The organism is Antarcticimicrobium sediminis (assembly GCF_004348975.1).
In the GTDB taxonomy this organism is placed as follows: domain Bacteria; phylum Pseudomonadota; class Alphaproteobacteria; order Rhodobacterales; family Rhodobacteraceae; genus Antarcticimicrobium; species Antarcticimicrobium sediminis.
Genome location: NZ_SMFP01000001.1, coordinates 656,827 through 679,993, shown reverse-complemented (window position 1 = coordinate 679,993; position 23,167 = coordinate 656,827). Strand labels below are relative to the sequence as shown.

General features: G+C 63.4%; 22 protein-coding genes. 14 read left to right on the top strand and 8 right to left on the bottom strand.

Features of this window, described 5'->3' with window-relative positions; genetic code table 11:
* Positions 1–42 precede the first annotated feature (42 nt).
* Positions 43–534, top strand: coding sequence for a cupin domain-containing protein (locus E1B25_RS03230; RefSeq protein ID WP_132827208.1), 492 nt, complete (start codon positions 43–45; stop codon positions 532–534).
* Between the two features lie 19 nt (positions 535–553).
* Here E1B25_RS03230 and E1B25_RS03225 read toward each other — a convergent pair whose 3' ends face one another.
* The 3 genes from E1B25_RS03225 to E1B25_RS03215 form a co-directional block, all read right to left on the bottom strand.
* A complete protein-coding gene (locus tag E1B25_RS03225; protein ID WP_132827207.1) occupies positions 554–1,954 on the bottom strand; it encodes a helix-turn-helix domain-containing protein in 1,401 nt (466 codons plus the stop codon).
* Positions 1,955–2,030: 76 nt separating this feature from the next.
* Entirely contained in the window at positions 2,031–3,260 is a 1,230-nt protein-coding gene (locus E1B25_RS03220) for a multidrug effflux MFS transporter (protein WP_132827206.1), read from the bottom strand.
* 33 nt (positions 3,261–3,293) lie between these two features.
* The gene (locus tag E1B25_RS03215) at positions 3,294–4,634 is read right to left on the bottom strand and encodes a M10 family metallopeptidase C-terminal domain-containing protein (protein WP_132827205.1); all 1,341 of its coding nucleotides are present in this window, start codon (positions 4,632–4,634) and stop codon (positions 3,294–3,296) included.
* Positions 4,635–4,874: 240 nt separating this feature from the next.
* Here E1B25_RS03215 and E1B25_RS03210 point away from each other — a divergent pair, with 240 nt between their 5' ends.
* The 6 genes from E1B25_RS03210 (at position 4,875) to E1B25_RS03190 (ending at position 10,781) form a co-directional block, all read left to right on the top strand.
* Complete coding sequence (locus E1B25_RS03210) at positions 4,875–6,407, top strand: acyl-CoA carboxylase subunit beta (protein WP_132827204.1); 1,533 nt, start codon at positions 4,875–4,877, stop codon at positions 6,405–6,407.
* A gap of 367 nt (positions 6,408–6,774) precedes the next feature.
* Positions 6,775–7,260, top strand: coding sequence for a DUF6497 family protein (locus E1B25_RS03205; RefSeq protein ID WP_132827203.1), 486 nt, complete (start codon positions 6,775–6,777; stop codon positions 7,258–7,260).
* A gap of 214 nt (positions 7,261–7,474) precedes the next feature.
* Positions 7,475–7,618 (top strand): hypothetical protein, encoded by a 144-nt coding sequence (locus tag E1B25_RS22080; protein ID WP_165937540.1) that lies wholly within the window; start codon positions 7,475–7,477, stop codon positions 7,616–7,618.
* 81 nt (positions 7,619–7,699) lie between these two features.
* Entirely contained in the window at positions 7,700–8,044 is a 345-nt protein-coding gene (locus tag E1B25_RS03200; protein ID WP_132827202.1) for a hypothetical protein, read from the top strand.
* Between the two features lie 352 nt (positions 8,045–8,396).
* Entirely contained in the window at positions 8,397–8,600 is a 204-nt protein-coding gene (locus E1B25_RS03195; protein WP_132827201.1) for a hypothetical protein, read from the top strand.
* A 135-nt stretch (positions 8,601–8,735) separates the two neighbouring features.
* Positions 8,736–10,781 (top strand): acetyl-CoA carboxylase biotin carboxylase subunit, encoded by a 2,046-nt coding sequence (locus E1B25_RS03190; protein WP_132827200.1) that lies wholly within the window; start codon positions 8,736–8,738, stop codon positions 10,779–10,781.
* An 87-nt stretch (positions 10,782–10,868) separates the two neighbouring features.
* Here E1B25_RS03190 and E1B25_RS03185 read toward each other — a convergent pair whose 3' ends face one another.
* A complete protein-coding gene (locus E1B25_RS03185; RefSeq protein ID WP_132827199.1) occupies positions 10,869–11,384 on the bottom strand; it encodes a DUF4174 domain-containing protein in 516 nt (171 codons plus the stop codon).
* 175 nt (positions 11,385–11,559) lie between these two features.
* Between E1B25_RS03185 and E1B25_RS03180 the strand changes: the two genes are divergently transcribed.
* The 6 genes from E1B25_RS03180 to E1B25_RS03155 all read left to right on the top strand — a co-directional run bounded on the left by E1B25_RS03180 (position 11,560) and on the right by E1B25_RS03155 (position 17,380).
* Complete coding sequence (locus E1B25_RS03180; RefSeq protein WP_245510590.1) at positions 11,560–12,495, top strand: hypothetical protein; 936 nt, start codon at positions 11,560–11,562, stop codon at positions 12,493–12,495.
* Positions 12,458–14,587 (top strand): methylmalonyl-CoA mutase, encoded by a 2,130-nt coding sequence (gene scpA, locus E1B25_RS03175; protein ID WP_132827197.1) that lies wholly within the window; start codon positions 12,458–12,460, stop codon positions 14,585–14,587. Before E1B25_RS03180 ends, scpA begins: the two co-directional genes overlap by 38 nt.
* Before the next feature lie 29 nt (positions 14,588–14,616).
* A complete protein-coding gene (locus E1B25_RS03170; protein ID WP_132827196.1) occupies positions 14,617–15,072 on the top strand; it encodes an MAPEG family protein in 456 nt (151 codons plus the stop codon).
* 174 nt (positions 15,073–15,246) lie between these two features.
* The gene (locus E1B25_RS03165; protein ID WP_132827195.1) at positions 15,247–15,927 is read left to right on the top strand and encodes a molecular chaperone DjiA; all 681 of its coding nucleotides are present in this window, start codon (positions 15,247–15,249) and stop codon (positions 15,925–15,927) included.
* On the top strand, positions 15,927–16,940 hold the full coding sequence (locus E1B25_RS03160) for an endonuclease/exonuclease/phosphatase family protein (RefSeq protein ID WP_132827194.1): 1,014 nt from the start codon (positions 15,927–15,929) through the stop codon (positions 16,938–16,940). Before E1B25_RS03165 ends, E1B25_RS03160 begins: the two co-directional genes overlap by 1 nt.
* 38 nt (positions 16,941–16,978) lie before the next feature.
* Complete coding sequence (locus E1B25_RS03155) at positions 16,979–17,380, top strand: hypothetical protein (protein WP_132827193.1); 402 nt, start codon at positions 16,979–16,981, stop codon at positions 17,378–17,380.
* Between the two features lie 36 nt (positions 17,381–17,416).
* On the opposite strand, the gene E1B25_RS03150 is transcribed toward E1B25_RS03155, so the two are convergent.
* From E1B25_RS03150 to E1B25_RS03140, 3 genes are all read right to left on the bottom strand, one after another.
* Entirely contained in the window at positions 17,417–18,961 is a 1,545-nt protein-coding gene (locus tag E1B25_RS03150; RefSeq protein ID WP_132827259.1) for a Ppx/GppA family phosphatase, read from the bottom strand.
* Positions 18,962–19,041: 80 nt separating this feature from the next.
* Positions 19,042–19,731 (bottom strand): P-loop NTPase family protein, encoded by a 690-nt coding sequence (locus E1B25_RS03145; RefSeq protein ID WP_132827192.1) that lies wholly within the window; start codon positions 19,729–19,731, stop codon positions 19,042–19,044.
* Position 19,732: 1 nt separating this feature from the next.
* Entirely contained in the window at positions 19,733–20,800 is a 1,068-nt protein-coding gene (locus E1B25_RS03140; RefSeq protein ID WP_132827191.1) for an AI-2E family transporter, read from the bottom strand.
* Positions 20,801–20,974: 174 nt separating this feature from the next.
* Here E1B25_RS03140 and proS point away from each other — a divergent pair, with 174 nt between their 5' ends.
* Positions 20,975–22,369: a proline--tRNA ligase gene (proS, locus tag E1B25_RS03135; RefSeq protein WP_132827190.1), complete on the top strand. Its 1,395-nt coding sequence runs from the start codon at positions 20,975–20,977 to the stop codon at positions 22,367–22,369.
* 107 nt (positions 22,370–22,476) lie between these two features.
* Here the strand turns inward: proS and E1B25_RS03130 are convergent, their stop codons facing one another.
* Complete coding sequence (locus E1B25_RS03130) at positions 22,477–22,869, bottom strand: hypothetical protein (protein ID WP_132827189.1); 393 nt, start codon at positions 22,867–22,869, stop codon at positions 22,477–22,479.
* Positions 22,870–23,167 lie beyond the last annotated feature (298 nt).

Below are 23,167 nucleotides of genomic sequence, written 5' to 3'. Positions count from 1 at the left end.
CGCTAGGCTGCGCAAGACGGATTTTCGAACGGGAGCAGGGCCTTGGCTGAAGACAGATACCTGATCACAGGCGGTGACATCGCGGCGATGGAGGGGGTGAGCAAGACCCATTTCCTGAACCCAAACGCCCAGCGGATCAACAAATCGCTGGGGGATGCGGTCGGTCTGACCGGGTTCGGGTTCCACATCATCGAAGTCGCGCCGGGCTTTGACACCACCGAGCATCACCTGCACCACCATGAAGACGAATGCGTCTATGTGCTTTCCGGGCAGGCGACGGCCTATCTCGGAGAGAAGGCGGTCGAGATCAAACCCGGTGATTTTCTGGGCTATCGCAAGGGCGGGCTGGCGCATTCGATCCGCAATACCGGCCCCGAAATCCTGCGCTGTATCGTGGTGGGCGAGCGGCTGGCGCATGACGTGGGCGATTACCCCCGGCTGGGCAAACGCATCTATCGCAACGCCGGGATGGCTTGGGATCTGGTCGATCACGACTCGATCGAAAATCCGGGTGGATCGGTGGGCAAGAAGTGAACGACCCGAGTAGGCGGGGTCAGTTCACCTCATAGGGCAGCACACCGCGCCGGTTGGCGTCGATGCTCAGCCGCCGTTCCAGCGGCGGGACCGAACGCTGGTGGCAGGTCTTGCGTTCGCAGATCCGGCAGGAAATGCCGATCGGTTCAAACGCCTCGGCGTTGGTCACATCCAGCGTGTCTGCATAGACCAGCGCGTCGGCATGGCGTACTTCGCAGCCCAGCGCGATGGCATAGCGGCGCACTGGCGCGCCAAAACTGCCACCGGGTTTCGAGACGTCGCGCGCAAGGTTGACATAGCGCACCCCGTCCGGCGTCTCGGCCAGTTGCCGCAGAAAACGGCCCGGGGTTTCAAAGGCGCGGTGCACATTCCACAACGGGCAAGCGCCGCCGAAACGGGCGAATTGCAACCGCGTCGCGCTGTGGCGCTTGGTGATCGTTCCGGCCTGATCGACCCGCGCGAAAAAGAACGGGATGCCCTTGGCGCCGGGGCGTTGCAGGGTTGAAAGCCGGTGCGCCACCTGCTCGATCGAGGCCCCGAAACGGGCGCCGAGCACCTCCAGATCGTGGCGGTGGGTCTGGGCGGCCTCCAGAAACGCGCCATAGGGCATCAGGGCCGCGCCGGCAAAGTAGTTGGCCAGCCCGATCTTGGCGATGGCGCGGGCCTCGTCGCTGCGGAAGCGGGCGAAATCCAGCGTAGCCTCCAACAGCTTGTCCTGACGTAACAACGCCACTTGCAGCAAGGTCTGAAACAGCCGGGTTTCCGGGCTGGCGCGGGTCGACAGGCGCAACAGCCCGGCCTCGGCGTCGAACTGGCGCAGCGGTGCGATATCGGACAGCTCGATCGTGATGCCCATGCGCTCCAGCACCGATTGCGCGGTTTCGCCGATGCGGCCGGGCCCGGTTCCCTGATTGGCGAAGTTTTCGGCCGCCCGGTCCACCGCGTCGATATAGTTGTCGCAGTAGTGGAAGAAGTCGCGCACCTCTTCCCAAGGGCTGGCCTCCAGCCTTGCATCTTCGCGCCCCAAGGCCTCGTCCAGCGAGGCGAGCCGTTCATGGGTCTGGCGATAGCTGCGATGCAGCGCCAGAAAGGCCCGCGCCAGCGCTGGCGCGTTGGAGGCGGCAAGCCGCAGATCGGCCAGCGGCGGCGTGGCATCGGCAAAGACCGGATCTGCCAGCGCCTCGCGCATGTCGCTGACCAGACGTTCGCTGTCGCCGGTCGACAGCTCGGTCACATCCATGCCGAATTCCTGCGCCAGCGCCAGCACCACGGTGGTGCTGACGGGCCGGTTGTTGTTCTCCATCTGGTTGAGATAGGGCAGGGAGACGCCCAACTTGGCGGCGAAATCCTTTTGCGTCAGTCCGAACCGCGTGCGCATTTCACGCAGTTTCGCCCCGGCATAAAGTTTTTGGGTCGCCATCGGGTGTCTTTCCTCGGGTGGTTTGCAGCTTCGCTCAGGGAATAAGTAGATTTGCAAACCCGCCGGGGCAAGCCCTTCACAGACCCAGCTGGCGTTCTCGCGCGATCACCAGCAGGATTGCCGCGACCCCTAGGGCCGAGGTGATCAGCATGATCAACAGCAGCGGCCAAGCGCCGGTCTGTGGTGTCAGCAGCGCCCCCGCCAGCGCGCTGAGCCCGGCACCACCGCCCAGCATAGTGGCCCCGCTCAGCCCGGAGGCGGTGGCGGCCAGATGTGGGCGCACCGAAAGCGCCCCGGCGGTCGCGTTGGGCAGGGTCATGCCATTGCCGAGGCCGATAAAGGTCATGAACCCGAAAAAGGTTTCGGCCGATCCGATCCCGGTGGCCGTCACCAACAGCGACACCGCCATGCCGCCGACGCAGATCCAGCTGCCCCAGAGCACCATGCGGTTGATCCCAACGCGGGTCGAAAACCGGCCCGAAAGGAAGTTGCCGATCAGATACCCCAGCGCCGGGGCCCCGAAATAGATCCCCAACATCCCCGGTTCGAGATGATAAACCTCGGTTCCGACAAACGGTGCGCCGCCCAGATAGGCAAAGAAGCAGCCCGAGGAAAAGGCGGCGGTGAGAGAGTAGCCCCAGAACCGAGGGGAGCGCAAAAGCTCGGGGTATTCGCGGAACTGCGCGATCAGGGTCTTGCCGCTTTTCTGCGCGGTCTCGCCGAAATCGAAATAGGCCAGTGCCAGGGTCATCGCCCCCAGCAGGATCAGCAGCCAGAAATTGGCGGTCCAGCCGAACAGCTCGTCAAGGAAACCGCCTGCGACCGGGCCCAGCATCGGCACGATGGCCATGCCCATGGTGACATAGCCGATCATGCTGGCCGAGGTTTCTGGCGGGTAGATGTCACGCACGGCGGCACGGCCCAGCACCATGCCCACCACCACCACCGCCTGACACATGCGAAACAGCAAAAACAGCTCGACGTTGGGGGACAACAGGCAGCCCAGCGTGGCAAGCAGGAACAGCACCAGTCCCCACAGGATCACCGGCCGCCGTCCCATGTTGTCGGCAATCGGCCCGACCACAAGCTGAACCACCGCGTTCACACCGAGATAGAGCGCCACTGAAAGCTGCATCAACCGGTAGTCGGTTTGAAAATACGCAGTCATGTTCGGCAGGCTGGGCAAAAAGATATTCATGCCGAGCGCGGACAGGCCCGACAACAGGATCAGAGTGCCAATATGAGGGGGTGTTCGAGGCGATGCACTTCGCGCATCACGCCCGACAGGTCCCTGTCGCTTTGCCATGGAGTGCTGCTACCGACTGTTCTTCCCTCCGTGTCAGGCGATGATGTCATCACTTAACACGCTCACTATCGTATCTAGAACAGTCAAGGTATCGCCGCCACCAAAATCGAACACCACATCGTTGCCTACCTGGGTGGCCGCAGCAAGGACCGCGTCGGCGTTGCCCAGATTGCCAAAGCGGATCGTGTCCACGTCGTCAACAAAGTCGGCGATGGTGTCGTTACCGCCAGTCTTGAAGAACACGAACGTGTCTGCGCCGCCTTGGCCGAACAACGTGTCGTCGCCCTTCTGGCCGTTCAACGTATCGTTGGAGGTCCCGCCCTTCAGCGTGTCGTTGGAGGTCCCTCCCTTCAGCATGTCGCTTCCGTTGCCGCCCAAAAGGGTGTCGCGTCCACCGCCCCCAAGCAGGGTGTCGTTGCCCTTGTGACCTTTGAGCGTATCGCTGCCAGCCTGACCTTTGAGCGTATCCTTGCCAGCTTGGCCCAGCAGGGTATCGCCGCCGGCCCCGCCCAAGAGCAGGTTGTTCGCAGCGTTTCCGCTCAGGGTGTCGTTGCCGGCGCCGCCAGTGGCATTTTCGATCTGGGTGCCATAGGTGATCACCACATCGTCAGTCGCGTCAAAACTGGAAAATTCTCCAGCCTTGAGGATCAGCGTCACATCGCTGGCCCGGCCCGAGGCGTCGAAGGTATCGCGCCCGGCGCTGTCCCAGACCGCGTCCACCGTATCGGTGCGCGACCCGGAATAGGTGGTGTCGCCGCTGTTGTAGTCCACCTCGCCCCAGATATCCTGCAACGCGAAGACGTCGAACAGCATCATCGCATCGCTGTCGAGCCCGTTGTCCGGGTTCACGTCATAGGACATGACCGTGTATTTGTTGCTCTCCAGCGCGTCCGGCAGGGCCGGGTCCGAGAACGGGTGATCCAACCCCAGCGCATGCCCCAGTTCATGCAGCAGCAGGTCGGGGTACGCGGTCAGGTCAAGCGTATTGTCGTAAACGACATAGCTGTCATAGTTGGTGATCTCATCCGTCGCCGGGTTCCAGGAGATACTGTTGCCGCCATAGCCTGCGGTGCTGCCCGGCAGGCTTACCTTGCCCACGTTCAGGATCGGATCGGAACTGCCCGGGGCCGCGACGAAATCGACATTGAGAAAGCTCTCGATATGGGCCAGCGCCGCCTCAAATGCGGATTTCTCCCCGGAGGTGAAGGCGGTCCAGCCGCTAAAACTGCCGCTGGCGGGGAAATCGTCCGGCTCGCTGTTGCCGGCGTACTGATAGGTGATGATCGCGCGCGGCGCGCCGGTGTCATTCATCGGGTTGAGTTCGAAGAAACTGTTGAACTGCATGGCAGAAAGAATTTCGGTCTGAGAGATCATTGTGGTCCTCGATCCGGTTGGGGGCCGTGATGGTGTCAGACCTATGCATAGCAAAGTGACCCGTCTGAAAGAAGCAAAACGCGACTGTCGAAAGACGCCAGGGTATAATGCCGCCTGAATTTGCTGATTTGCACATTAGCAAGTCTATGTTTTCAATCATTTGCAAATTTGCCGAATTTTACTTTGGTCGGCGCTGTCCTGCCTATATGCTGCGCTGAAATCTTACAGGGGATACGCATCATGAAGGACATTCTTTCCGAGTTGGAAGAGCGCCGCGACGCCGCCCGGCTGGGCGGCGGGCAGAAGCGGATCGACGCACAGCACGCTCGCGGCAAACTGACCGCGCGCGAGCGTGTCGACCTGCTGCTGGACGACGACAGCTTTGAAGAGTTTGACATGTTCGTCGCGCACCGCTGTACCGATTTCGGCATGGAAGAAAGCCGCCCCTATGGCGATGGCGTGGTGACCGGCTGGGGCACGATCAATGGCCGTCTGGTCTATGTGTTCAGTCAGGATTTCACCGTTTTCGGCGGCTCGCTGTCTGAGACCCACGCGCAAAAGATCTGCAAGATCATGGATATGGCGGTGCAGAATGGCGCGCCGGTGATCGGCATCAACGATTCCGGCGGGGCCCGGATTCAGGAAGGGGTCGCCTCGCTCGCCGGCTATGCCGACGTGTTCCAGCGCAACATCAGGGCCTCTGGCGTCGTGCCGCAGATCTCGGTGATCATGGGCCCCTGTGCCGGTGGCGCGGTCTATTCCCCGGCGATGACCGACTTCATCTTCATGGTCAAGGACACCTCCTATATGTTCGTGACCGGGCCTGACGTGGTCAAGACCGTGACCAACGAACAGGTCACCGCAGAAGAGCTTGGTGGCGCCTCGACTCATACCCGCAAAAGTTCGGTTGCCGATGGTGCCTTTGAAAACGACGTCGAGGCGCTGGCCGAAGTGCGCCGCCTGGTCGATTTCCTGCCGCTGAACAACCGCGAAAAACCGCCGGTGCGCCCGTTCTTCGACGCCCCCGGCCGGGTCGAGATGAGCTTGGACACCCTGGTCCCGGAAAACGCCAACACCCCCTACGACATGAAGGAGCTGATCCTGAAGGTTGCGGATGAAGGTGATTTCTATGAAATCCAGGAGGATTTCGCCAAGAACATCATCACCGGGTTCATCCGTCTTGAGGGGCAGACCGTGGGTGTGGTGGCGAACCAGCCGATGGTGTTGGCTGGCTGTCTCGATATCGACAGCTCGCGCAAGGCCGCCCGTTTCGTGCGGTTCTGCGATGCCTTCGAGATCCCGATCCTGACGCTGGTCGACGTGCCCGGCTTCCTGCCCGGCACCTCGCAGGAATATGGCGGCGTCATCAAGCACGGCGCCAAGCTGCTGTTCGCCTATGGCGAGGCGACGGTGCCGAAGGTGACGGTGATCACCCGCAAGGCTTATGGCGGCGCCTATGACGTGATGAGCTCCAAACATATCGGAGCGGATTTCAACTATGCTTGGCCCACCGCCGAGATCGCCGTGATGGGGGCCAAGGGTGCGACCGAGATCCTGTATCGCTCGGAACTGGGGGATGTGGAAAAAATCGCGCAGCGCACCAAGGACTATGAAGACCGCTTTGCCAACCCCTTCGTGGCGGCCGAGAAAGGCTTTATCGACGAGGTGATCCAGCCGCATTCGACCCGCCGTCGGGTGGCCCGCGCCTTTGCCAGCCTGCGCCGCAAGAAACTGGAAACCCCGTGGAAGAAGCACGACAACATTCCGTTGTGATCCGGCCTTTTTCTGGCTGAAAATATTCCCGCCGGAGGCTCCGACCTCGGTCTCTGGCGGGGCCTCGCAGACCCGGGAGCGTATCGATGACCCAGCTCTGGACCACCCAGGCTTTCCCCCTCTCTCACGCCATTGGCAACCTGCTCGCGGAGGCAGGGGGGCGTGCGTTCTTTGGGGACCGTCCTTGCGACGATAGGAAGTTGATCGAGATCATTTCGCCCGCCGACCTCGCCCCTCAGCATGGGGGTGGCACCGGGATGAATTGTCAAAACCAAGCCCGCTCAACGTACGCGAGAATTGACAGGGCTGGGACTCCTGCGCAATGATTGCCGGGATACAGAACAAGTTAGCGGTCGCGGTTTTCCGCATGCCGCCAGCAGCCCCGGCAGGAGGAGCTTGCCGTTCGCGGGGGCGTCGGGGCTGCGCACTTATCACTGTAACGCTGGTCTCTGTGCTGCTGGCCGATCTGCCGTGTGCAGGCTGGGCCGCCGCACCGATCACGGCGCAAGGGACACTCCCCGCGCAAGAGATGATCCCGGTGCCCTCTGGCCAGACCGTCCGTCTGCACGAGGTGCTTCTGGACGACACCCCCGGCGCGCTCTGGGGCCGGTTCCGGTTCATCGCGCCGCAAATCGGGCATGCGATCACACCGGACGACAGTGCCGCAGACATGGATCATCTTTGCGCTACCGTTGCGCTGCCCTATCTGGCACAGCAGGGACTCTCGGCGGCGCGGGTGGTGATTTCCCTGTCGGACCGGGTGGTGCCTTTTGGCGAGTCCGCCCCCGACGCCACCCAGTATTTCGAGGCATATCGCCCCGAAGACGACCGCTGCATCTGGGAGGGGTTTTGATGACGGTACAATATCTTGCGAGGGAAAGCTCACCCATGGTGCCAGTTGAGGCTTTGTCGCCACAAACGGGCGTGGTGACAGCCCGTGGATGTATTTCCCGTGGGATTTCGGCTATGATCCGAACTGGCCGCGAAACAGCGGCTGAAACCACGTGTTTGAGGCAGGCAGGGCGCGTGCGCCCTGTTGGTTTCAGTGAAACAGTCTGGAGAAACAGATGTCGAAGAGCATCCAATTCCTTGCCATGGTTGGCTTGGTCGCCACTGTGGCGGCCTGCGATAACTCGCCGAAAGAAGAGTATATCATGGTCGACCCCGAGCCGATTTCGGTCGAGCCGGCCTTTACCGGAAAATACAAGTAAAACCCTTGCGGGACCGGCTGGTTGGCCGGTCCCGTCACCCGCTGCGCATCCGCTGATCCGGGACGGTCGGGGGGCGCTGTCATGCTGAAGCATCGCGGCTTTCCCGGCCGCCTTCCCGGAACCGATTTCCAGTTCATCATCCGCCGCCCCAACCCCAAGGGCGTGACCAAGATCACCCGGCGCGAACGCTTTTCCGATCGTCGCCCGCCGGATCGGCGCGCCGATGCCGGCTTTATACGGGCGCTGTGGGAGCATTTTGGCGATGCCCCGTTCGAGCGTGGCAATCTTGATGCCGGGCGGCTGAGTTGGCTGTTCGGCCGCGAGGTGGTCGCAGCCGAGGACCCGTTTGATCCCGAAAGCTATGACGCGCTTTTGCGGATCGACCTTGATGCGGCGCGCGCCAGCTTTCCGGAGATCTTCGGATGAGCATCGGCGGGGTTTTGCATGTGGCTGGGCGAAATCAGCGGTTTCCGGCCCAAACCGGACCCGGTGCGCGGTCGGGCTTGGACGTGTTGGTCGATTGCCGCATCCTGACCACGGCGCCGCGCGGACCCCTTTGCGCTGGCGTTGCGGACCAGATGTTCGATACCCCTTCCTCTCTTGGGCAGGCGCGGGCGCTTTGCACCGGCCTGCCCATTTTCTTTTGCCAGAACAAGGCGCTGCCGGATCGGCGACGTTTTGCCAATCGGCGGGGGCGCACGCGATCTTGCTTGCCCGCGCCGCGACTTGGCAGTTTGGTCCCGCAACGACATGCGTCGGAACAAGAAGGAATGGCGAGATGCGGGCGAAACCTATTTTTCTGGCCCTTGCGGTCTGTGCGGGCCTTGCGGCCTGCGGCGACGATCCGGGTGAACAGCTGCTGTATGGCGCCGGTGCCGGCTATCTTGGCGCGGCTGTGCTCGATACCAACCGGGGTGTCGGTGCGGCGGCCGGGGCTGCGGCCAATGTGCTGTATTGCCAGGAACACCCCGACAAGTGCTAAGCCGGGCTTGCGCCCGCGCCTGATCAATTTCCGGCCCGCAAGCGGGCCGACCCGAGATGAGCCGAACGCCAGTTCGGGCCACTGTGCCCGGGCTGGCGTTTTGCGTGCCAGACACCCAAGAACGAAGGACACAGCATGTTCAACAAGATCCTGATCGCCAACCGGGGCGAGATTGCCTGTCGCGTTATCAAGACCGCCCGCAAGATGGGGATCGCCACGGTTGCCGTCTATTCCGACGCCGACAAGCATGCGTTGCATGTGAAAATGGCCGACGAGGCGGTGCACATCGGCCCGCCGGCGGCGAACCAGTCCTATATCGTGATCGACAAGATCATGGCGGCGGTTCGCGAAACCGGCGCCGAGGCGGTGCATCCCGGTTACGGCTTCCTGTCAGAGAACCCGAAATTCGCTTTGGCGCTCGAGGCCGAGGGCGTTGCCTTTGTCGGCCCCCCGGTTAAGGCGATCGAGGCGATGGGCGACAAGATCACCAGCAAGAAGATCGCGCAAGAGGCCGGTGTTTCGACCGTGCCCGGCTATATGGGGTTGATCGCGGACGCCGAAGAGGCGGTGAAAATCTCGGGCGAGGTTGGCTATCCGGTGATGATCAAGGCCTCTGCCGGCGGCGGCGGCAAGGGCATGCGGGTCGCCTGGAACGACGACGAGGCGCGCGAGGGTTTCCAGTCCTCCAAGAACGAGGCGGCCAGTTCGTTTGGCGATGATCGTATCTTTATCGAGAAATTCGTCACCCAACCGCGCCACATCGAAATTCAGGTGCTGTGCGATGCCCATGGCAATGGCGTCTATCTGGGCGAGCGCGAATGTTCGATCCAGCGCCGCAACCAGAAGGTCGTGGAAGAGGCCCCGAGCCCGTTTCTTGACGCGGCCACCCGCAAGGCGATGGGCGAACAGGCCGTCGCGCTGGCCAAGGCGGTGGGCTATGCCAGCGCCGGCACGGTGGAGTTCATCGTTGATGGCTCGAAGAAGTTCTATTTCCTTGAAATGAACACCCGTCTGCAAGTGGAACACCCGGTGACCGAGCTGATCACCGGCGTTGATCTGGTCGAACAGATGATCCGCGTCGCCGCTGGCGAGCCGTTGTCGATCACCCAAGATGACGTGAAACTCACCGGTTGGGCGATCGAGAACCGGCTTTATGCCGAGGATCCGTATCGCAACTTCCTGCCCTCGATCGGTCGGTTGTCGCGCTATCGTCCGCCGGCCGAGATGGCTGCGGGCCCGCTTTTGGTCAATGGCAAGTGGCAGGGGGACGCGCCGTCGGGTGCAACCGCCGTGCGCAACGATACCGGCGTCTTTGAGGGCGGCGAGATCAGCATGTATTACGATCCGATGATCGCCAAGCTCTGCACCTGGGCCCCGACCCGTGCCGAGGCGATCGAGGCGATGCGCGATGCGCTGGACGCGTTCGAAGTCGAGGGCATCGGTCATAACCTGCCGTTCCTCAGCGCGGTGATGGATCATCCGAAATTCGTGTCCGGCGACATCACAACGGCCTTTATCGCCGAGGAATATCCAGAAGGCTTCGTCGGGGTCGAGCTGTCGGAACTGGCGCTGCGCCGGATTGCCGCCAGCACCGCCGCGATGCACCGGGTGGCCGAGATCCGGCGCGCCCGCATCTCGGGGCGGATGGACAACCACGAACGCCATGTGGGCGAGGATTGGGTGGTTAGCCTTCAGGGGAGGGTCTATCCGGTGCGGGTGGCCGCCGATCACGAGGGGGCGACCGTGCAGTTTGACGACGGCAGCAGCCACCGTGTGACGGCCAGCTGGGTGCCGGGCGATCAACTTGCCGAGATCGACGTCGATGGCGAAAAGCTGGTGCTGAAGGTGGGCAAGATCACCCATGGGTTCCGCATCCGCAGTCGCGGCGCGGATCTGAAGGTGCATGTGCGCAACCCGCGTCAGGCCGAACTGGCGGAACTGATGCCGGAGAAACTGCCGCCGGACACCTCGAAACTGCTGCTCTGCCCGATGCCCGGCCTGATCGTCAAGGTCGATGCCGAGGTCGGCGACGAGGTGCAGGAGGGCCAGGCGCTTTGCACCGTCGAGGCTATGAAGATGGAGAACATCCTGCGCGCCGAGCGCACGGGCGTGGTGACCAAGATCAACGCCGCACCGGGCGACAGCCTGGCGGTGGACGATGTCATCATGGAGTTCGAATAACCCCATGACCCGGCGCGCGGCAGATCATCCCCCTTGTGTCCCGGCGCGCAGACGCGTCGGGCCGGGGCAGATTTGCTGCGCGCCCTGCTATCGGGTGGGGGCGGCGCGGCGCTCTTCGATCTCGCGCAGGCGCATCGGCATCTTGTCGATGGTGCGGGTGATCTCGCGCACGCTCAGCGGTGCGGGTTTACGCAGCGCGACGGTGCCGTCCTTGGCGATCAGCACGAACTGGAACCCGCGCGGGTGCAATTTCTCGCGCGCCGGGCTGCGGGCCGCCGGATCGGTATCGATCAGCACCACCACGTCGCGCACCATGAGCCGTTCGGCCTCGGCCTCCAACATGGCGATCTGGTCGGCGAATCGCGGATCGGCGGGCGTGTCGGAAAAGATCACGATCGGGCGATTGCGCCAGAGAAATGTGCTCAGCTCGGTCTCGCCCACGGGTCTGATAAAGGGCTCCTCGGCTGGCTGGCTGTCCTCGGTAGGCGCGGCCTGCGCGGTCTCATCGACCGACAGTGTCTCATCGATCGGCACGGCCTCTTCGGCGGCGGCGGCCGAGAGCGGGATAGAGGCAGAAAGAACAAAGGCTAAGATGCGTTTCATACGGTCTCCTGTCTTGGCGAATATAGGCTTGCGGGCGGGGAATGCGACCTTGGTTTTCGCAGAGGGCCCGAAAAAGTTTAACGTTAATCGCTTTGTCAGGGGTTGGGCATGACCATGGGGGCCTTCCCAAAAAGGGCCGGCTGGGTCGGCCCGCATGACAAGGACCGGCAAGGCGATGGATATCATTTTGCATATCGGCGCGCATCTGTGTGCCACGACCACGTTTCACGACTATCTGCACCGCAACCGGGCGCGGCTCGAGGCCACGGGCTGCACGGTTTGGGGACCGCGCCGAACCCGGCACGGGCTGTTCGCGGGGCTGTTGCCCGAAGATGGGCTGTCGGCCCCCCGACCAGAGGCGGCGCGCCGTGCCCTGGGCCGTATCCGGCTGAATCTGGCGCGCAGCGCCGAGGCGGGGGTGCGGCGGCTGATCGTCAGCGACCCGGGCATGATGGGCTCGCTCCGGGCCAATCTCCGGCTGGGCGGGCTGTATTGCGGTCTGGGCGAGCGGTTGGCGCGGCTGGGGCAGGCGTTCGAGGGCTATCCGACCAAGGTGGTGGTGACTCTGCGTGCGCCCGACAGCTATTGGGCGGCGGCGCTGGCTTGGGGGATCGTGCGCGGTCACGGCATGCCCGGCGCGGCGATGCTGACCCGGCTGAGCGAGACGGGCCGAAGCTGGCGCGATGTGCTCGAAGAGGTCGCCTGCGCGCTGCCCGATGTGCCGCTGCAGGTGCTGCCGTTCGAGACGTTCGGCGGCCGACCCGAGGCCCAGCTTGCTGCCATCGCCCCCGGCCCGGCCCCGGTGCAATATGCCCGCGACTGGTTGAACGCCACGCCGCGCCTGCCCGAGTTGCGGGCCTGGCTGGGGCGGCAGGGTGCCGCGCTGCCGACGGGCACCGGGCGCTGGCAGCCGTTTTCGCCCGCTCAGGGGGCAGCCCTGCGCGAGAGTTATTCCGACGACATGATGTGGCTGGCTGGCGGGGGCGGTGGATGCGCCCGGCTGGCAGTTGACCCTAACAAGATACCGGTGGGCCAGACCCCACCGCAACCGGACCTGATAAGAGGAAGACGCGATGAGCAAGAAGATAGACGACTGGCAGGCGCTGGCTGAGAAAGAGCTGCGCGGTCGCCCGTTGGAGGATCTGGACTGGACCACCCTCGAAGGGATCAAGGTCAAGCCGCTCTATACCGAAGAAGATACCTGCGATCTGCCCCACATGGGCACGTTGCCGGGCTCTGCCCCCTTCACCCGGGGGGTGAAGGCGACCATGTATGCGGGCCGGCCCTGGACCATCCGGCAATATGCCGGGTTCTCCACCGCCGAGGAATCCAACGCCTTTTATCGCCGCAACCTGGCCGCTGGTCAGCAGGGGGTCTCGGTCGCGTTCGATCTGGCCACCCACCGGGGCTATGATAGCGACCACCCCCGCGTGATGGGCGATGTCGGCAAGGCGGGCGTGGCGATCGACAGCGTCGAGGACATGAAGATCCTGTTCGACGGCATTCCGCTCGACAAGGTGTCGGTCTCGATGACCATGAATGGCGCGGTGATCCCGATCTTGGCGAGCTTCATCGTCACCGGTGAGGAACAGGGCCACGACAAATCGCTGCTTGCGGGCACCATTCAGAACGACATTCTGAAAGAGTTCATGGTCCGCAACACCTATATCTATCCGCCCGAACCCTCGATGAAGATCATTGCGGACATCATCGAATACACCTCAAACGAGATGCCCAAGTTCAACTCGATCTCGATCTCGGGCTATCACATGCAAGAGGCCGGCGCGAACCTGGTGCAGGAGCTGGCCTATACCCTGGCGGACGGGCGCGAATACGTGCGTGCCGCGATGAATGCCGGCATGGATGTGGACAAATTCGCCGGTCGGCTATCGTTCTTCTTTGCCATTGGCATGAACTTCTTCATGGAGGCGGCCAAGCTGCGCGCGGCGCGTCTGCTCTGGCACCGCATCATGACCGAGTTTGGCGCCAAGAGCGACCGCTCCAAGATGCTGCGGACCCACTGCCAGACCTCGGGCGTGTCGTTGCAGGAACAAGATCCCTATAACAACGTGATCCGCACTGCTTACGAGGCGATGAGCGCGGTTCTGGGTGGCACCCAGTCGCTGCACACCAATGCGCTGGACGAGGCGATTGCGCTGCCGACCGAATTCTCGGCCCGGATCGCGCGCAACACCCAGTTGGTGCTGCAGGAAGAGACCGGGATCACCAATGTGGTCGATCCGCTGGCGGGCTCGTACTATGTCGAAAGCCTGACCTCGCAACTGGCCGATCAAGCCTGGGCGCTGATTCAGGAAGTCGAAGAGATGGGCGGCATGACCAAGGCCGTGGCCAGCGGCATGCCCAAGCTGCGGATCGAAGAGACCGCCGCGCGCCGTCAGGCGTTGATCGACCGGGGCGAAGAGGTGATCGTCGGCGTCAACAAGTACCGCAAGGACAAGGAAGACCCGATCGACATTCTGGACGTCGACAACGTCGCGGTCCGCGAAAGCCAGATCACCCGGTTGGAGCACATCCGCGCCACCCGCGATCAGGCTGCCTGTGATGCCGCGCTGGAGGAATTGACCCGGCGCGCGAATGAGGGCGGAAATCTGCTGGAAGCGGCGGTCGAGGCCGCGCGTGCACGTGCATCTGTTGGGGAAATCAGCATGGCAATGGAAAAGGTGTTCGGTCGTCACCGCGCCGAGGTCAAGACGCTGGCCGGGGTCTATGGCGCTGCCTATGAGGGCGACGCGGATTTTGCCGCGATCCAGAAATCGGTCGAGGATTTCGCCGAGGAAGAGGGACGCCGCCCGCGGATGCTGGTCGTCAAGATGGGGCAGGACGGTCACGATCGCGGCGCCAAGGTGATTGCCACCGCCTTCGCCGATATCGGTTTTGACGTCGATGTGGGGCCGCTGTTCCAGACCCCGGACGAGGCGGCGCAGGATGCGGTGGACAACGACGTGCACGTGATCGGCATCTCGTCCCAGGCGGCGGGCCACAAGACGCTGGCACCGCAACTGGTGCAGGCGCTCAAGGATCTGGGCGCGGGCGAGATCATCGTGATCTGTGGCGGGGTGATCCCGCAACAGGATTACCAGTTCCTGTATGATAACGGGGTCAAGGCGATCTTTGGGCCGGGCACCAATATCCCGCATGCGGCGCAGGATGTTCTCAAGCTGATCCGCGAGGCGCGGGGGTGACGGCCAAGCGCCCCACCATTTTGATCGGCATGATCGCTGGCGCCCTCTGGGCGCTGGCGGTGGTGTTTGCGCCGGCGTTTCTGGAGCTTCCCTATCTGCCGGCGCCGCTGGCACTGCCCGGGGCCTTTCTGGCGCCGGGGTTGGTGCTGGCCGCGATGATCGCGCGATTGGCGGCGCGGCGCTTTTTCGACGATGCGCTGATTGACGGGGCCGCTGCCGCGCCGGGGTCACGGGCCGAAATTGATCAGCGGGTGCTGCACAATACGCTGGAACAATTGCTTCTGGCGCTGGCGATCTGGCCCTTTGCGGCGCTGACGCTGGGGGGGGCGGTGGCGATTGGGCTGGGGCTGTCTTTTGCGCTGATGCGGGTCCTGTTCTGGATCGGCTACCATCTGTCGCCGCCGCTGCGCGCGCTGGGCTTTGCCGGCACTTTTTACCCCACGGTTCTGGCCGGGATATGGGCGCTGCTGTATTGGATGTTTTGACCGCGATTTTGTACGGTTTTTAATCCTGAGGCCGTGACGCCGCGCGATCTTCTGGCGCCGCATCTGCCCGAAGCCTAGGGCCGATGTCCGGGGCTTGTGCTACCGCAGAAAATCCGTCAGACCGCGCCCGGAATCCGAACCTGACACCGCCGTGTTGGCAGGGTAAGTTGAAACATGTCGATCTGGAACCGCATAGCCGATGCGCTGACCGCGCTGCGCCAGGGCGAAAGCCTGACAGAGGTGTTCGATCGGCTGCGCACACCGCCGCAGCGCAGCGTCGGGTTCGCCATCGCGGTGATCGCGCTGGGCGCCAAGATGGCCAAGGCCGACGGGCAGGTGACCCGCGACGAGGTGATGGCGTTCCGCGAGGTGTTCCAGATTGCCCAGACCGACGAGGCCGGGGCGGCGCGCGTGTTCAACATGGCGCGCACCGATGTCGCCGGCTATCGTGAATACGCCCAGCGGATCAATCGCATGTTCGAGGATGACCGTCAGACGCTGTGCTTTCTGATGGAGGGGCTGTTTCATATCGCCATGGCCGACGGGTTCTTTCACCCGAACGAAAATGACTTTCTTCAGGACGTGGCCGGGATCTTTGGCCTCAGCCCGGCTGAGTTCTCGGCGCTCAAGGCCCGTTTTGTCTCTGGTGCAGACCCCGATCCCTATGCGGTTTTGGGGGTCGCGCCGGGCACCCCAGCGGCCGAGGTGCGCCAAGCCTGGCGCAGGTTGGTGCGTGAATGCCATCCCGACCGGATGATCGCTCGCGGCGTCCCGCCCGAGGCGATCCGTCTGGCTGAGCGGCGCATGGTGGACATCAACCGCGCCTGGGCCGAGATCAGCGGCGACAAGCGCTGATGCGACTGGCGACCTATAACGTCGAATGGTTCGCCAACCTGTTTGGAAACGACGATGAATTGCTGCTCGACGACGCCTGGTCGGGGCGCAAGAATGTGACTCGCGCGCAGCAGATCGAGGCGCTGGGCAAGGTGTTCACGGCGCTGGACGCGGATGCGGTGATGATCATCGAGGCCCCCAATACCGGGCGACGACAGAACACGGTGACGGCGCTGGAGCGTTTTGCCCGCGCCTTTGACCTGCGCCAGCGCCGCGCCGTGATCGGCTTTGCCAATGACACCCATCAAGAGATCGCGCTGCTGTACGATCCCGATACCATCACCGTTCACCACGACCCGAGGGGAGAGGAGACCGGCAAGAAAGGCAGCGTGGAGGCTCCCCGATTCGACAGCGTGTTCCGTATCGACCTGAACAACGACGGGGACGAGGATCTGGTGGTGTTCTCCAAGCCGCCGCTGGAATTGGCCGCCGTGACGGCTGCTGGCACCCGGCTGCGCCTGATCGGGGCGCATCTGAAATCCAAGGCGCCGCACGGCGGGGGCAGTCGCGACCAGATCATGCGCGCATCGATCGAGGCGCGGCGCAAGCAGTTGACGCAGGCGATCTGGTTGCGGGCACGACTCACCGCCCATCTCGAGGCCGGGGAGTCGGTGATCCTGATGGGGGATATGAACGACGGTCCGGGCCTAGATGAATTCGAAGACCTGTTCGGGCGCTCCTCGGTCGAGGTTCTGTTGGGGGAGGACATGTTTGATCCACATGCCCGGTTGGCGTTTCAGGCCCATGTTCCGGCAACCCCGACCAGCGCGCGGTTCCATATCGAATCGCAAGGCCGGTATTTGCACGCCTTGCTGGATTACATCATGGTATCGCCGGATCTGATGGCGCGGCGCCCATCGTGGCGCATCTGGCATCCGTTCGAGGATGAAACCTGCTGGTCTTTTGAAGAGGTGCGCAATGCGCTGCTGACCGCATCGGACCATTTTCCGGTCACATTGGATATCGACATCTGACCCTTACGCACGCGCCCTTCTGCCCCTATATTGGGGTCATGAAACGCCATATCGCCCTTGCCCTGACGCTCGCTCTTGCCTGTCCTGCCGCGCCTGTTCTGGCGCAGGAGGCTGAAGATAAACCCTCGATGATGGAGCAGGGTTTGCAGCTGTTCATGGAAGGGCTGCGCGACGAGATGGCCCCGGCGATGGAAGATCTGCGCGGGTTCGCCGACCGGATGGGTCCGGCGATGGGCAGCTTTCTTCAAGAGATGGGTCCGGCATTGGCCGAGATGATGGACGAGGTGAAGGACTGGACGCTGTATTATCCGCCCGAGATGCAGCCAAATGGCGATATCCTGATTCGCCGCCGCCCCGACCCAGACCTTGCCCCCGATCCCGAAAAGACACCGGACGCGAATGGCGACGAGGCACCTTCAAGCGGTCCGACCGACATCTGAGCGCCAGATCAGCCGGGCCAGACGGGGCCAGCCGGATCAGCTGCGGGTCTTAACCTCGACCTCTGCCTCAAGCGATTGCGCCAGTGACATCAGCCGTGCCTCGACCACCTCGCCAAAAAGCGGACGAGACTCCTCGGGCAGTGTAAGCTCCAGTTTCCGCTTCTTCGGGAACCAACGCAGGCCGCCGATATCGGCATCGGGTTTCATCACGAACATCGCGCCGAACCGCATCGCCTTGCCCAGAATTTCCGCCTGTTTCTGCCCTTTTTCATCCAGCAGGGAATAGAGCGGGGTAAAGCGTTCGCCCTCGCGCTTGTTGCGATAGCGGTGTTGCAGGGCCAGACCCAGAAACACCCGCTCGGCATGTTTCAGCCCGCCCAGATTGGCGCGGGTGGCATAGTCGAAACAGACCTCGGCGCGATAATCGGGATGGGCGCGCCAGCTGACGTCATGCAGCAGGCAGGCGGCCTTGATCAGCCTCAGTTGTGCCTGCGGTGCCTGGGGGAACAGGGGCGTGACGAAATTGAACAGGGTCTTGCCGAAGCCGGGCAGGCGGGCATCCTTGTCTTCGGCGAAATAGCACGCCTCGATCAGCGGATCGCGGTCGCGCAGCTGCTGCGGCATTTGTTCATACAACAGCCCCTCGCGGATGCCATAGCTTGAAACTGCGATATCCTTGGGTTTAAAGCAGCGCACCAGCCGGTTCAGCACGTCCATCGCATAGGGCACCAGTGCCATCCGCGCGGCAGAGACTCCGGCTTCTGCGCGCAGGCTGTCAAGATCGCTGGTCTCGATGTAGCGCGCGGTTTCGCGCACCGATTTCGCGGTCATGCGGTATTCGTGCAGCACCTTGAGCGGATAGCCGCGCCGCGCCATGTCGATCCGCGCAATGGCGCGCCAACTGCCGCCGACCAGAAACAGCCGGTCACGCTGCGGGCCCATCCGTTCTTTCAGATCTTCCAGAACGGTCTTGATATGGGCCTTGCGCCCGCGTCGACCGCCCTTGACATCGCGCAGCTTCAGCGGCCCCAAGGGCGAGGTCAGGCGCCGCCCCACGCGGCCGCCAGCAATTTCGGCCAGCTCCATCGACGAGCCGCCGATGTCGCAGACCAGCCCATAGGAGCCCGGCCAGCCCAGAAGCACCCCCTGCGCCGAGAGCCGCGCCTCTTCCTCGCCGTCGATCACCCAGATCTTGAGTCCGGTGACGCGCGCCACCTCGGCGCAGAAGTCTGGCCCGTCCTCGGCGTCGCGCACCGCTGCCGTGGCCACCACCGAGAGCTGCGGCAGCCCCATCCCCAGTGCCAGATGCTGAAACCGGTTCAGGGCCGACAGCGCGCGGGCGCGCCCCTCGGGATTGAGCCGACCGGTTTCCGACAGCCCGGCCCCGAGGGCACACATGATCTTTTCGTTATAGAAATAGGCAGGAGAGCGCGCCGCGCCATCAAACACAACCAGCCGGACCGAGTTCGATCCAACATCCACCACGCCGACCCGGGACAGGGCACGGGCACTGGCGTCTTTGAACAACGGGCGGCCAAATGGGCCCCAGTCGGGCGTTTCAGGTTCCGGGTGCAGCGTCATGGCGTCCCTTGATCTTACCGGTTCAGGATGCGGGATCGGTCGGGGCGGGTCAATCGCGGCGGTCCGGGCCATCTGTTTCACTACTCGGTTTCCTCTGGGGGGGAGTCGCTGTCCAGCAGTCGCGCGGCCAGCACGCGGGTCAGGGTGCGCCCTTCGGCCAGCGCGGCGCGGTCCAGCCGTTCGACAATTGCTTCGGCGGCGGCAAAGGTGCGGTCCATCCGCGCCACCAGATAGGGAATGACATCGGGTTTCGGAGCCAGTTGCCGGTCTGAGAAAAGCTTGGTCAGAATCGCCATCAGCAGCGCGTCGTCGGGGGGGCTTAGCGCCACATGCTGTGCCGATTGCATCCGGCTTTGCAGATCGGGCAGGCCCAGCTGCCACAGCGCCGGATCCAGCCGCCCGGTCAGCAACAGCGCATGTCCCTCGCTCAGGACCAGATTATAGAGGTGAAACAGTGCCTTTTGCGCCGTCATGTCCCGCGCGATCTCTGGCACGTCCTCGACGGCGACCGGTCCCCGGGCCAGCAGTGGCGCATCCTCGTCGCGCAGGCTGCTGGCCGAGACGATCTGCGCCCCGGTTTCGGCCGCCCAGACATGGGTCAGGTGGGTCTTTCCCGACCGCGCCGGACCGCTCAGCACCAGCCGCCCGCCGGACCAGGGGGGGACGCCTTCGACCATAGCCACCGCCAGCGCGTTGGCGGGCGAGACAAAGAAATCCTCGCGCCCCAAGGCTTGACGCACCGGCAAATCAAAACTCAGCTGTTCGGCCATATCACTCTGCGTCCTGATCGGTGGTGCCCCAGTAGAGCAGGCTGCTGCGATATTGCTCCATCGCGAAGCGGGCGAAAACCCCAAGCGCGGCAGCGACGGGCACGGCCACCAACATCCCGACGAAGCCGAACAGCGATCCGAAGACCGACAGCGCAAGGATCAGCCAGACCGGGTGCAGACCGATGGACTTGCCAACTAGCCTCGGGGTCAGGAGATTGCCCTCGGCGAACTGGCCAAGCTGGAAAATCACCGCCACCGCGGCAATCCACCACCATTCGCCCCAGAACTGGAACAGCGCCAGACCGATCGCCAGCAGGCCGCCGACGATGGCCCCGACATAGGGAATAAAGGTGAGGATCCCGGCGATGAAGCCAACCACGAGGCCGAATTGCAGCCCCACCAGCATCAGCGCCACCGCGTAATAGGTGCCCAGGATCAGGCAGACGGTCCCCATGCCGCGCACGAAGGAGGACAGCGTCTTGTCGACCTCGCTCGCCAATCGGCGGATGACCGGCGCATGATCGCGCGGCAGCAGCCCGTCCAATGTGGCGATCATGTGGTCCCAGTCCAGCAGCAGATAGATCGCAACCACCGGCACCACGACGAAAAGCACCGCGATGTTGACGATGGACAGGGCCGAACTCAGAACCGTGTTTAACAGCTCTCCACCTTTGGAGCGGATGGTCTCGCCCACCGTGTTGAGCGATAGGCGCAGGGTAGAATCCGGCTCAATCAAAGACGGGAACCGTTCGGTCAGAAAGGTTTGCAATTCTTGGAACAGTTGTGGCGCAATGTTGATCAGGTCGACCGCCTGACTGATCAGCGTCGGCACCACCAGCAGCGCCATGACGACAAAGATCACCGTGGCCGCGATGGTGATGATCCCCGTGGCCAAGGCCCGCGAACACCCGGCGCGTTGCAGCCTGTCGGCCACCGGATCAAGGAAATAGGCGATCGCCCCGCCCAGCACAAAGGGCAGTAACACATTGCCAAGAAACCACAGAATCAGCGCGCACACCGCCAAGACGATGCCCCAGTATCTGAGCTGATCCCTGACCGGAAGTGACATGCGCGCCCCTGATTGTGCCCTCCATTCCTTCGCCCATTGACGCGGGCGTTGCAAGGTCGGCGTTTCGCGACGTGCGCGGGGGCTGCAGTGATCGACGGGGCGATTGTCTTGCCGATTGCCTGCCCGCCCGGATTGGCTTAGACCCGAAAAAAAGCGTTCCCGGAAGGATTATCCATGCGCCTGAGCCGCTATTTTCTGCCTGTTCTGAAAGAAAACCCCGCCGAGGCCCAGATCGTCAGCCACCGCTATATGCTGCGCGCTGGCATGATCAAACAGCAGACCGCAGGGATCTATTCCTGGCTGCCGCTGGGGTTCAAGGTGCTGCGCAAGCTGGAAAACATCGTCCATGAAGAGCAGCAGCGCGCCGGGCATATCCCGCTTTTGATGCCGACGCTGCAATCGGCGGACCTGTGGCGGGAATCGGGCCGCTATGATGATTACGGCGAGGAAATGCTGCGGATTACCGACCGGCACGGGCGCGACATGCTCTATGGGCCCACCAATGAAGAGGTGATCACCGACATCTTCCGCGCCCATGTCAGCAGCTACAAGGATCTGCCGCTGACGCTGTATCATATCCAGTGGAAATTCCGCGACGAGATCCGCCCGCGCTTTGGCGTGATGCGGGGGCGCGAATTCTTTATGAAAGACGGCTATACCTTCGACCTGACGAAAGAGGATGCGCTGCACGCCTATAACCGCCATCTGGTCAGCTATCTGCGCACCTATGAGCGGATGGGCTTGCAGGCGCTGCCGATGCGCGCCGACAGTGGCCCGATCGGCGGCGATGACACCCATGAATTCCTGGTGCTGGCCGATACCGGCGAGTCGGAGGTGTTTTATGACAACGCGGTGACCGATATCCGTCTGGGCGCGCGCGAGATCGACTATGACGACAAACCCCAGTGCCAGTCGATCATGGAGGAATTCACCGCGCTTTATGCCCGCACGGATGAAACCCATGACGAGGCGCTGTTCAACCAGATCCCCGAGGCCCGTCGCCGCAGCGCGCGTGGCATCGAGGTTGGCCAGATCTTTTATTTCGGGACCAAGTATTCCGAGCCGATGGGCGCCACGGTGCAGGGGCCGGATGGCAAGCCGGTGCCGGTTCACATGGGCAGCCACGGGATCGGCGTCAGCCGTCTGGTCGGCGCCATCATCGAGGCCAGCCATGACGACAAGGGCATCATCTGGCCCGAGGGCGTGACGCCGTTCCATTGCGGCATCGTCAATCTCAAGCAGGGCGATGAGGACGTGGATGCGGCCTGCAATCAGATCTATGCCGCGCTGCGCGCCGTGGGGCTGGATCCGCTGTATGATGATCGCAAGGAACGCGCTGGCGGAAAATTCGCGACCATGGATCTGATCGGCCTGCCGTGGCGGATCACGGTCGGCCCGCGCGGGTTGAAGAACGGGGTGGTGGAATTGACCAGCCGCCGCACCGGGGAGAGCGTGGAGATGAGCGCGGAAGAGGCCGTCAAGAAGGTGGCCGAGATCTATCAGCCGCATCACGAGGCCTCGCCCCATTGGGAGCCGATGGCGAAACGGTCGTTCCACACCTGGATGTAGGCGGTTCGGCGGGGGCGGTCGCCTCGGCCGGGGACGCCTTCGGCGAGAGTATTTACAACAAGAAGAAGCGGGGCCGGGTCCACAGGGGGCCGGCCCTTGTTGTTGGCTCAGCCCCGCGGTCGGGCGCAGAGCACCCCGGCGGCGGAGAGGCCGGGCAGGGGGCGCACGGCGGGACGGCCAAGGCGCGCGGAAAGCTCGCGCAGGCCCGCGCCGAGATAACGCATCGAACAGATGCAGGCCCCGCCCGGGCCACGGGTCAGGCAAAGCCGCCCCTCGCGGAAGGCCAGCGCGTAGCCATGTTTTCCCAAGGTGTCGTTCAGGTCCACCCAACTGGACGCGCCAGCGATCAGCGGCTGGAGCCAGCAGCGCAGAAGGGTTGCCGATTCACTGTCGATCGGGGGGCTGTCGGGATCCGCGGCGTCTGGTTGGGCCTGGGCTGGGGCCGTGCTGGTCGCCGAGGCCTGGGTGGCCACCGCGTGCCGTGTTGGTGTCGGGAGCATTTTGTCCTCCATTCCGCTTTCCTGTCCCCCAGGTTCGCAAATGGTAAGCTCACAAGAGCCAGTGCGCGACACAAGAAATATATGTCTATTCTGTGGATTGTGGGGCTCAATTAAGGCGATTTAGGGCGCTGGCGCCTGAGTTATGCACAGACTGTCCACAAACCGGGGCTGGCCGGTCCGCCTTTGGAAATGCGTGGGGTTTGGGCCCTAGAACAGCCCGCGAAAGGCAAAGGCCAGCAGGGCCAGCAGGCCCACAGCGTTCAGGCCGGCAAAGGCCAGTGCGATGCGCCGCCGCAAC

Excerpts from the sequence above, each read along its gene's own strand:
- E1B25_RS03225 (WP_132827207.1), bottom strand. The coding sequence starts at position 1,954 with ATGGCGACCCAAAAACTTTATGCCGGGGCGAAACTGCGTGAAATGCGC.
- E1B25_RS03220 (WP_132827206.1), bottom strand. The coding sequence starts at position 3,260 with ATGGCAAAGCGACAGGGACCTGTCGGGCGTGATGCGCGAAGTGCATCG.
- E1B25_RS03215 (WP_132827205.1), bottom strand. The coding sequence starts at position 4,634 with ATGATCTCTCAGACCGAAATTCTTTCTGCCATGCAGTTCAACAGTTTC.
- E1B25_RS03210 (WP_132827204.1), top strand. The coding sequence starts at position 4,875 with ATGAAGGACATTCTTTCCGAGTTGGAAGAGCGCCGCGACGCCGCCCGG.
- E1B25_RS03205 (WP_132827203.1), top strand. The coding sequence starts at position 6,775 with ATGCCGCCAGCAGCCCCGGCAGGAGGAGCTTGCCGTTCGCGGGGGCGT.
- E1B25_RS22080 (WP_165937540.1), top strand. The coding sequence starts at position 7,475 with ATGTCGAAGAGCATCCAATTCCTTGCCATGGTTGGCTTGGTCGCCACT.
- E1B25_RS03200 (WP_132827202.1), top strand. The coding sequence starts at position 7,700 with ATGCTGAAGCATCGCGGCTTTCCCGGCCGCCTTCCCGGAACCGATTTC.
- E1B25_RS03195 (WP_132827201.1), top strand. The coding sequence starts at position 8,397 with ATGCGGGCGAAACCTATTTTTCTGGCCCTTGCGGTCTGTGCGGGCCTT.
- E1B25_RS03190 (WP_132827200.1), top strand. The coding sequence starts at position 8,736 with ATGTTCAACAAGATCCTGATCGCCAACCGGGGCGAGATTGCCTGTCGC.
- E1B25_RS03185 (WP_132827199.1), bottom strand. The coding sequence starts at position 11,384 with ATGAAACGCATCTTAGCCTTTGTTCTTTCTGCCTCTATCCCGCTCTCG.
- E1B25_RS03180 (WP_245510590.1), top strand. The coding sequence starts at position 11,560 with ATGGATATCATTTTGCATATCGGCGCGCATCTGTGTGCCACGACCACG.
- scpA (WP_132827197.1), top strand. The coding sequence starts at position 12,458 with ATGAGCAAGAAGATAGACGACTGGCAGGCGCTGGCTGAGAAAGAGCTG.
- E1B25_RS03170 (WP_132827196.1), top strand. The coding sequence starts at position 14,617 with ATGATCGCTGGCGCCCTCTGGGCGCTGGCGGTGGTGTTTGCGCCGGCG.
- E1B25_RS03165 (WP_132827195.1), top strand. The coding sequence starts at position 15,247 with ATGTCGATCTGGAACCGCATAGCCGATGCGCTGACCGCGCTGCGCCAG.
- E1B25_RS03160 (WP_132827194.1), top strand. The coding sequence starts at position 15,927 with ATGCGACTGGCGACCTATAACGTCGAATGGTTCGCCAACCTGTTTGGA.
- E1B25_RS03155 (WP_132827193.1), top strand. The coding sequence starts at position 16,979 with ATGAAACGCCATATCGCCCTTGCCCTGACGCTCGCTCTTGCCTGTCCT.
- E1B25_RS03150 (WP_132827259.1), bottom strand. The coding sequence starts at position 18,961 with ATGACGCTGCACCCGGAACCTGAAACGCCCGACTGGGGCCCATTTGGC.
- E1B25_RS03145 (WP_132827192.1), bottom strand. The coding sequence starts at position 19,731 with ATGGCCGAACAGCTGAGTTTTGATTTGCCGGTGCGTCAAGCCTTGGGG.
- E1B25_RS03140 (WP_132827191.1), bottom strand. The coding sequence starts at position 20,800 with ATGTCACTTCCGGTCAGGGATCAGCTCAGATACTGGGGCATCGTCTTG.
- proS (WP_132827190.1), top strand. The coding sequence starts at position 20,975 with ATGCGCCTGAGCCGCTATTTTCTGCCTGTTCTGAAAGAAAACCCCGCC.
- E1B25_RS03130 (WP_132827189.1), bottom strand. The coding sequence starts at position 22,869 with ATGCTCCCGACACCAACACGGCACGCGGTGGCCACCCAGGCCTCGGCG.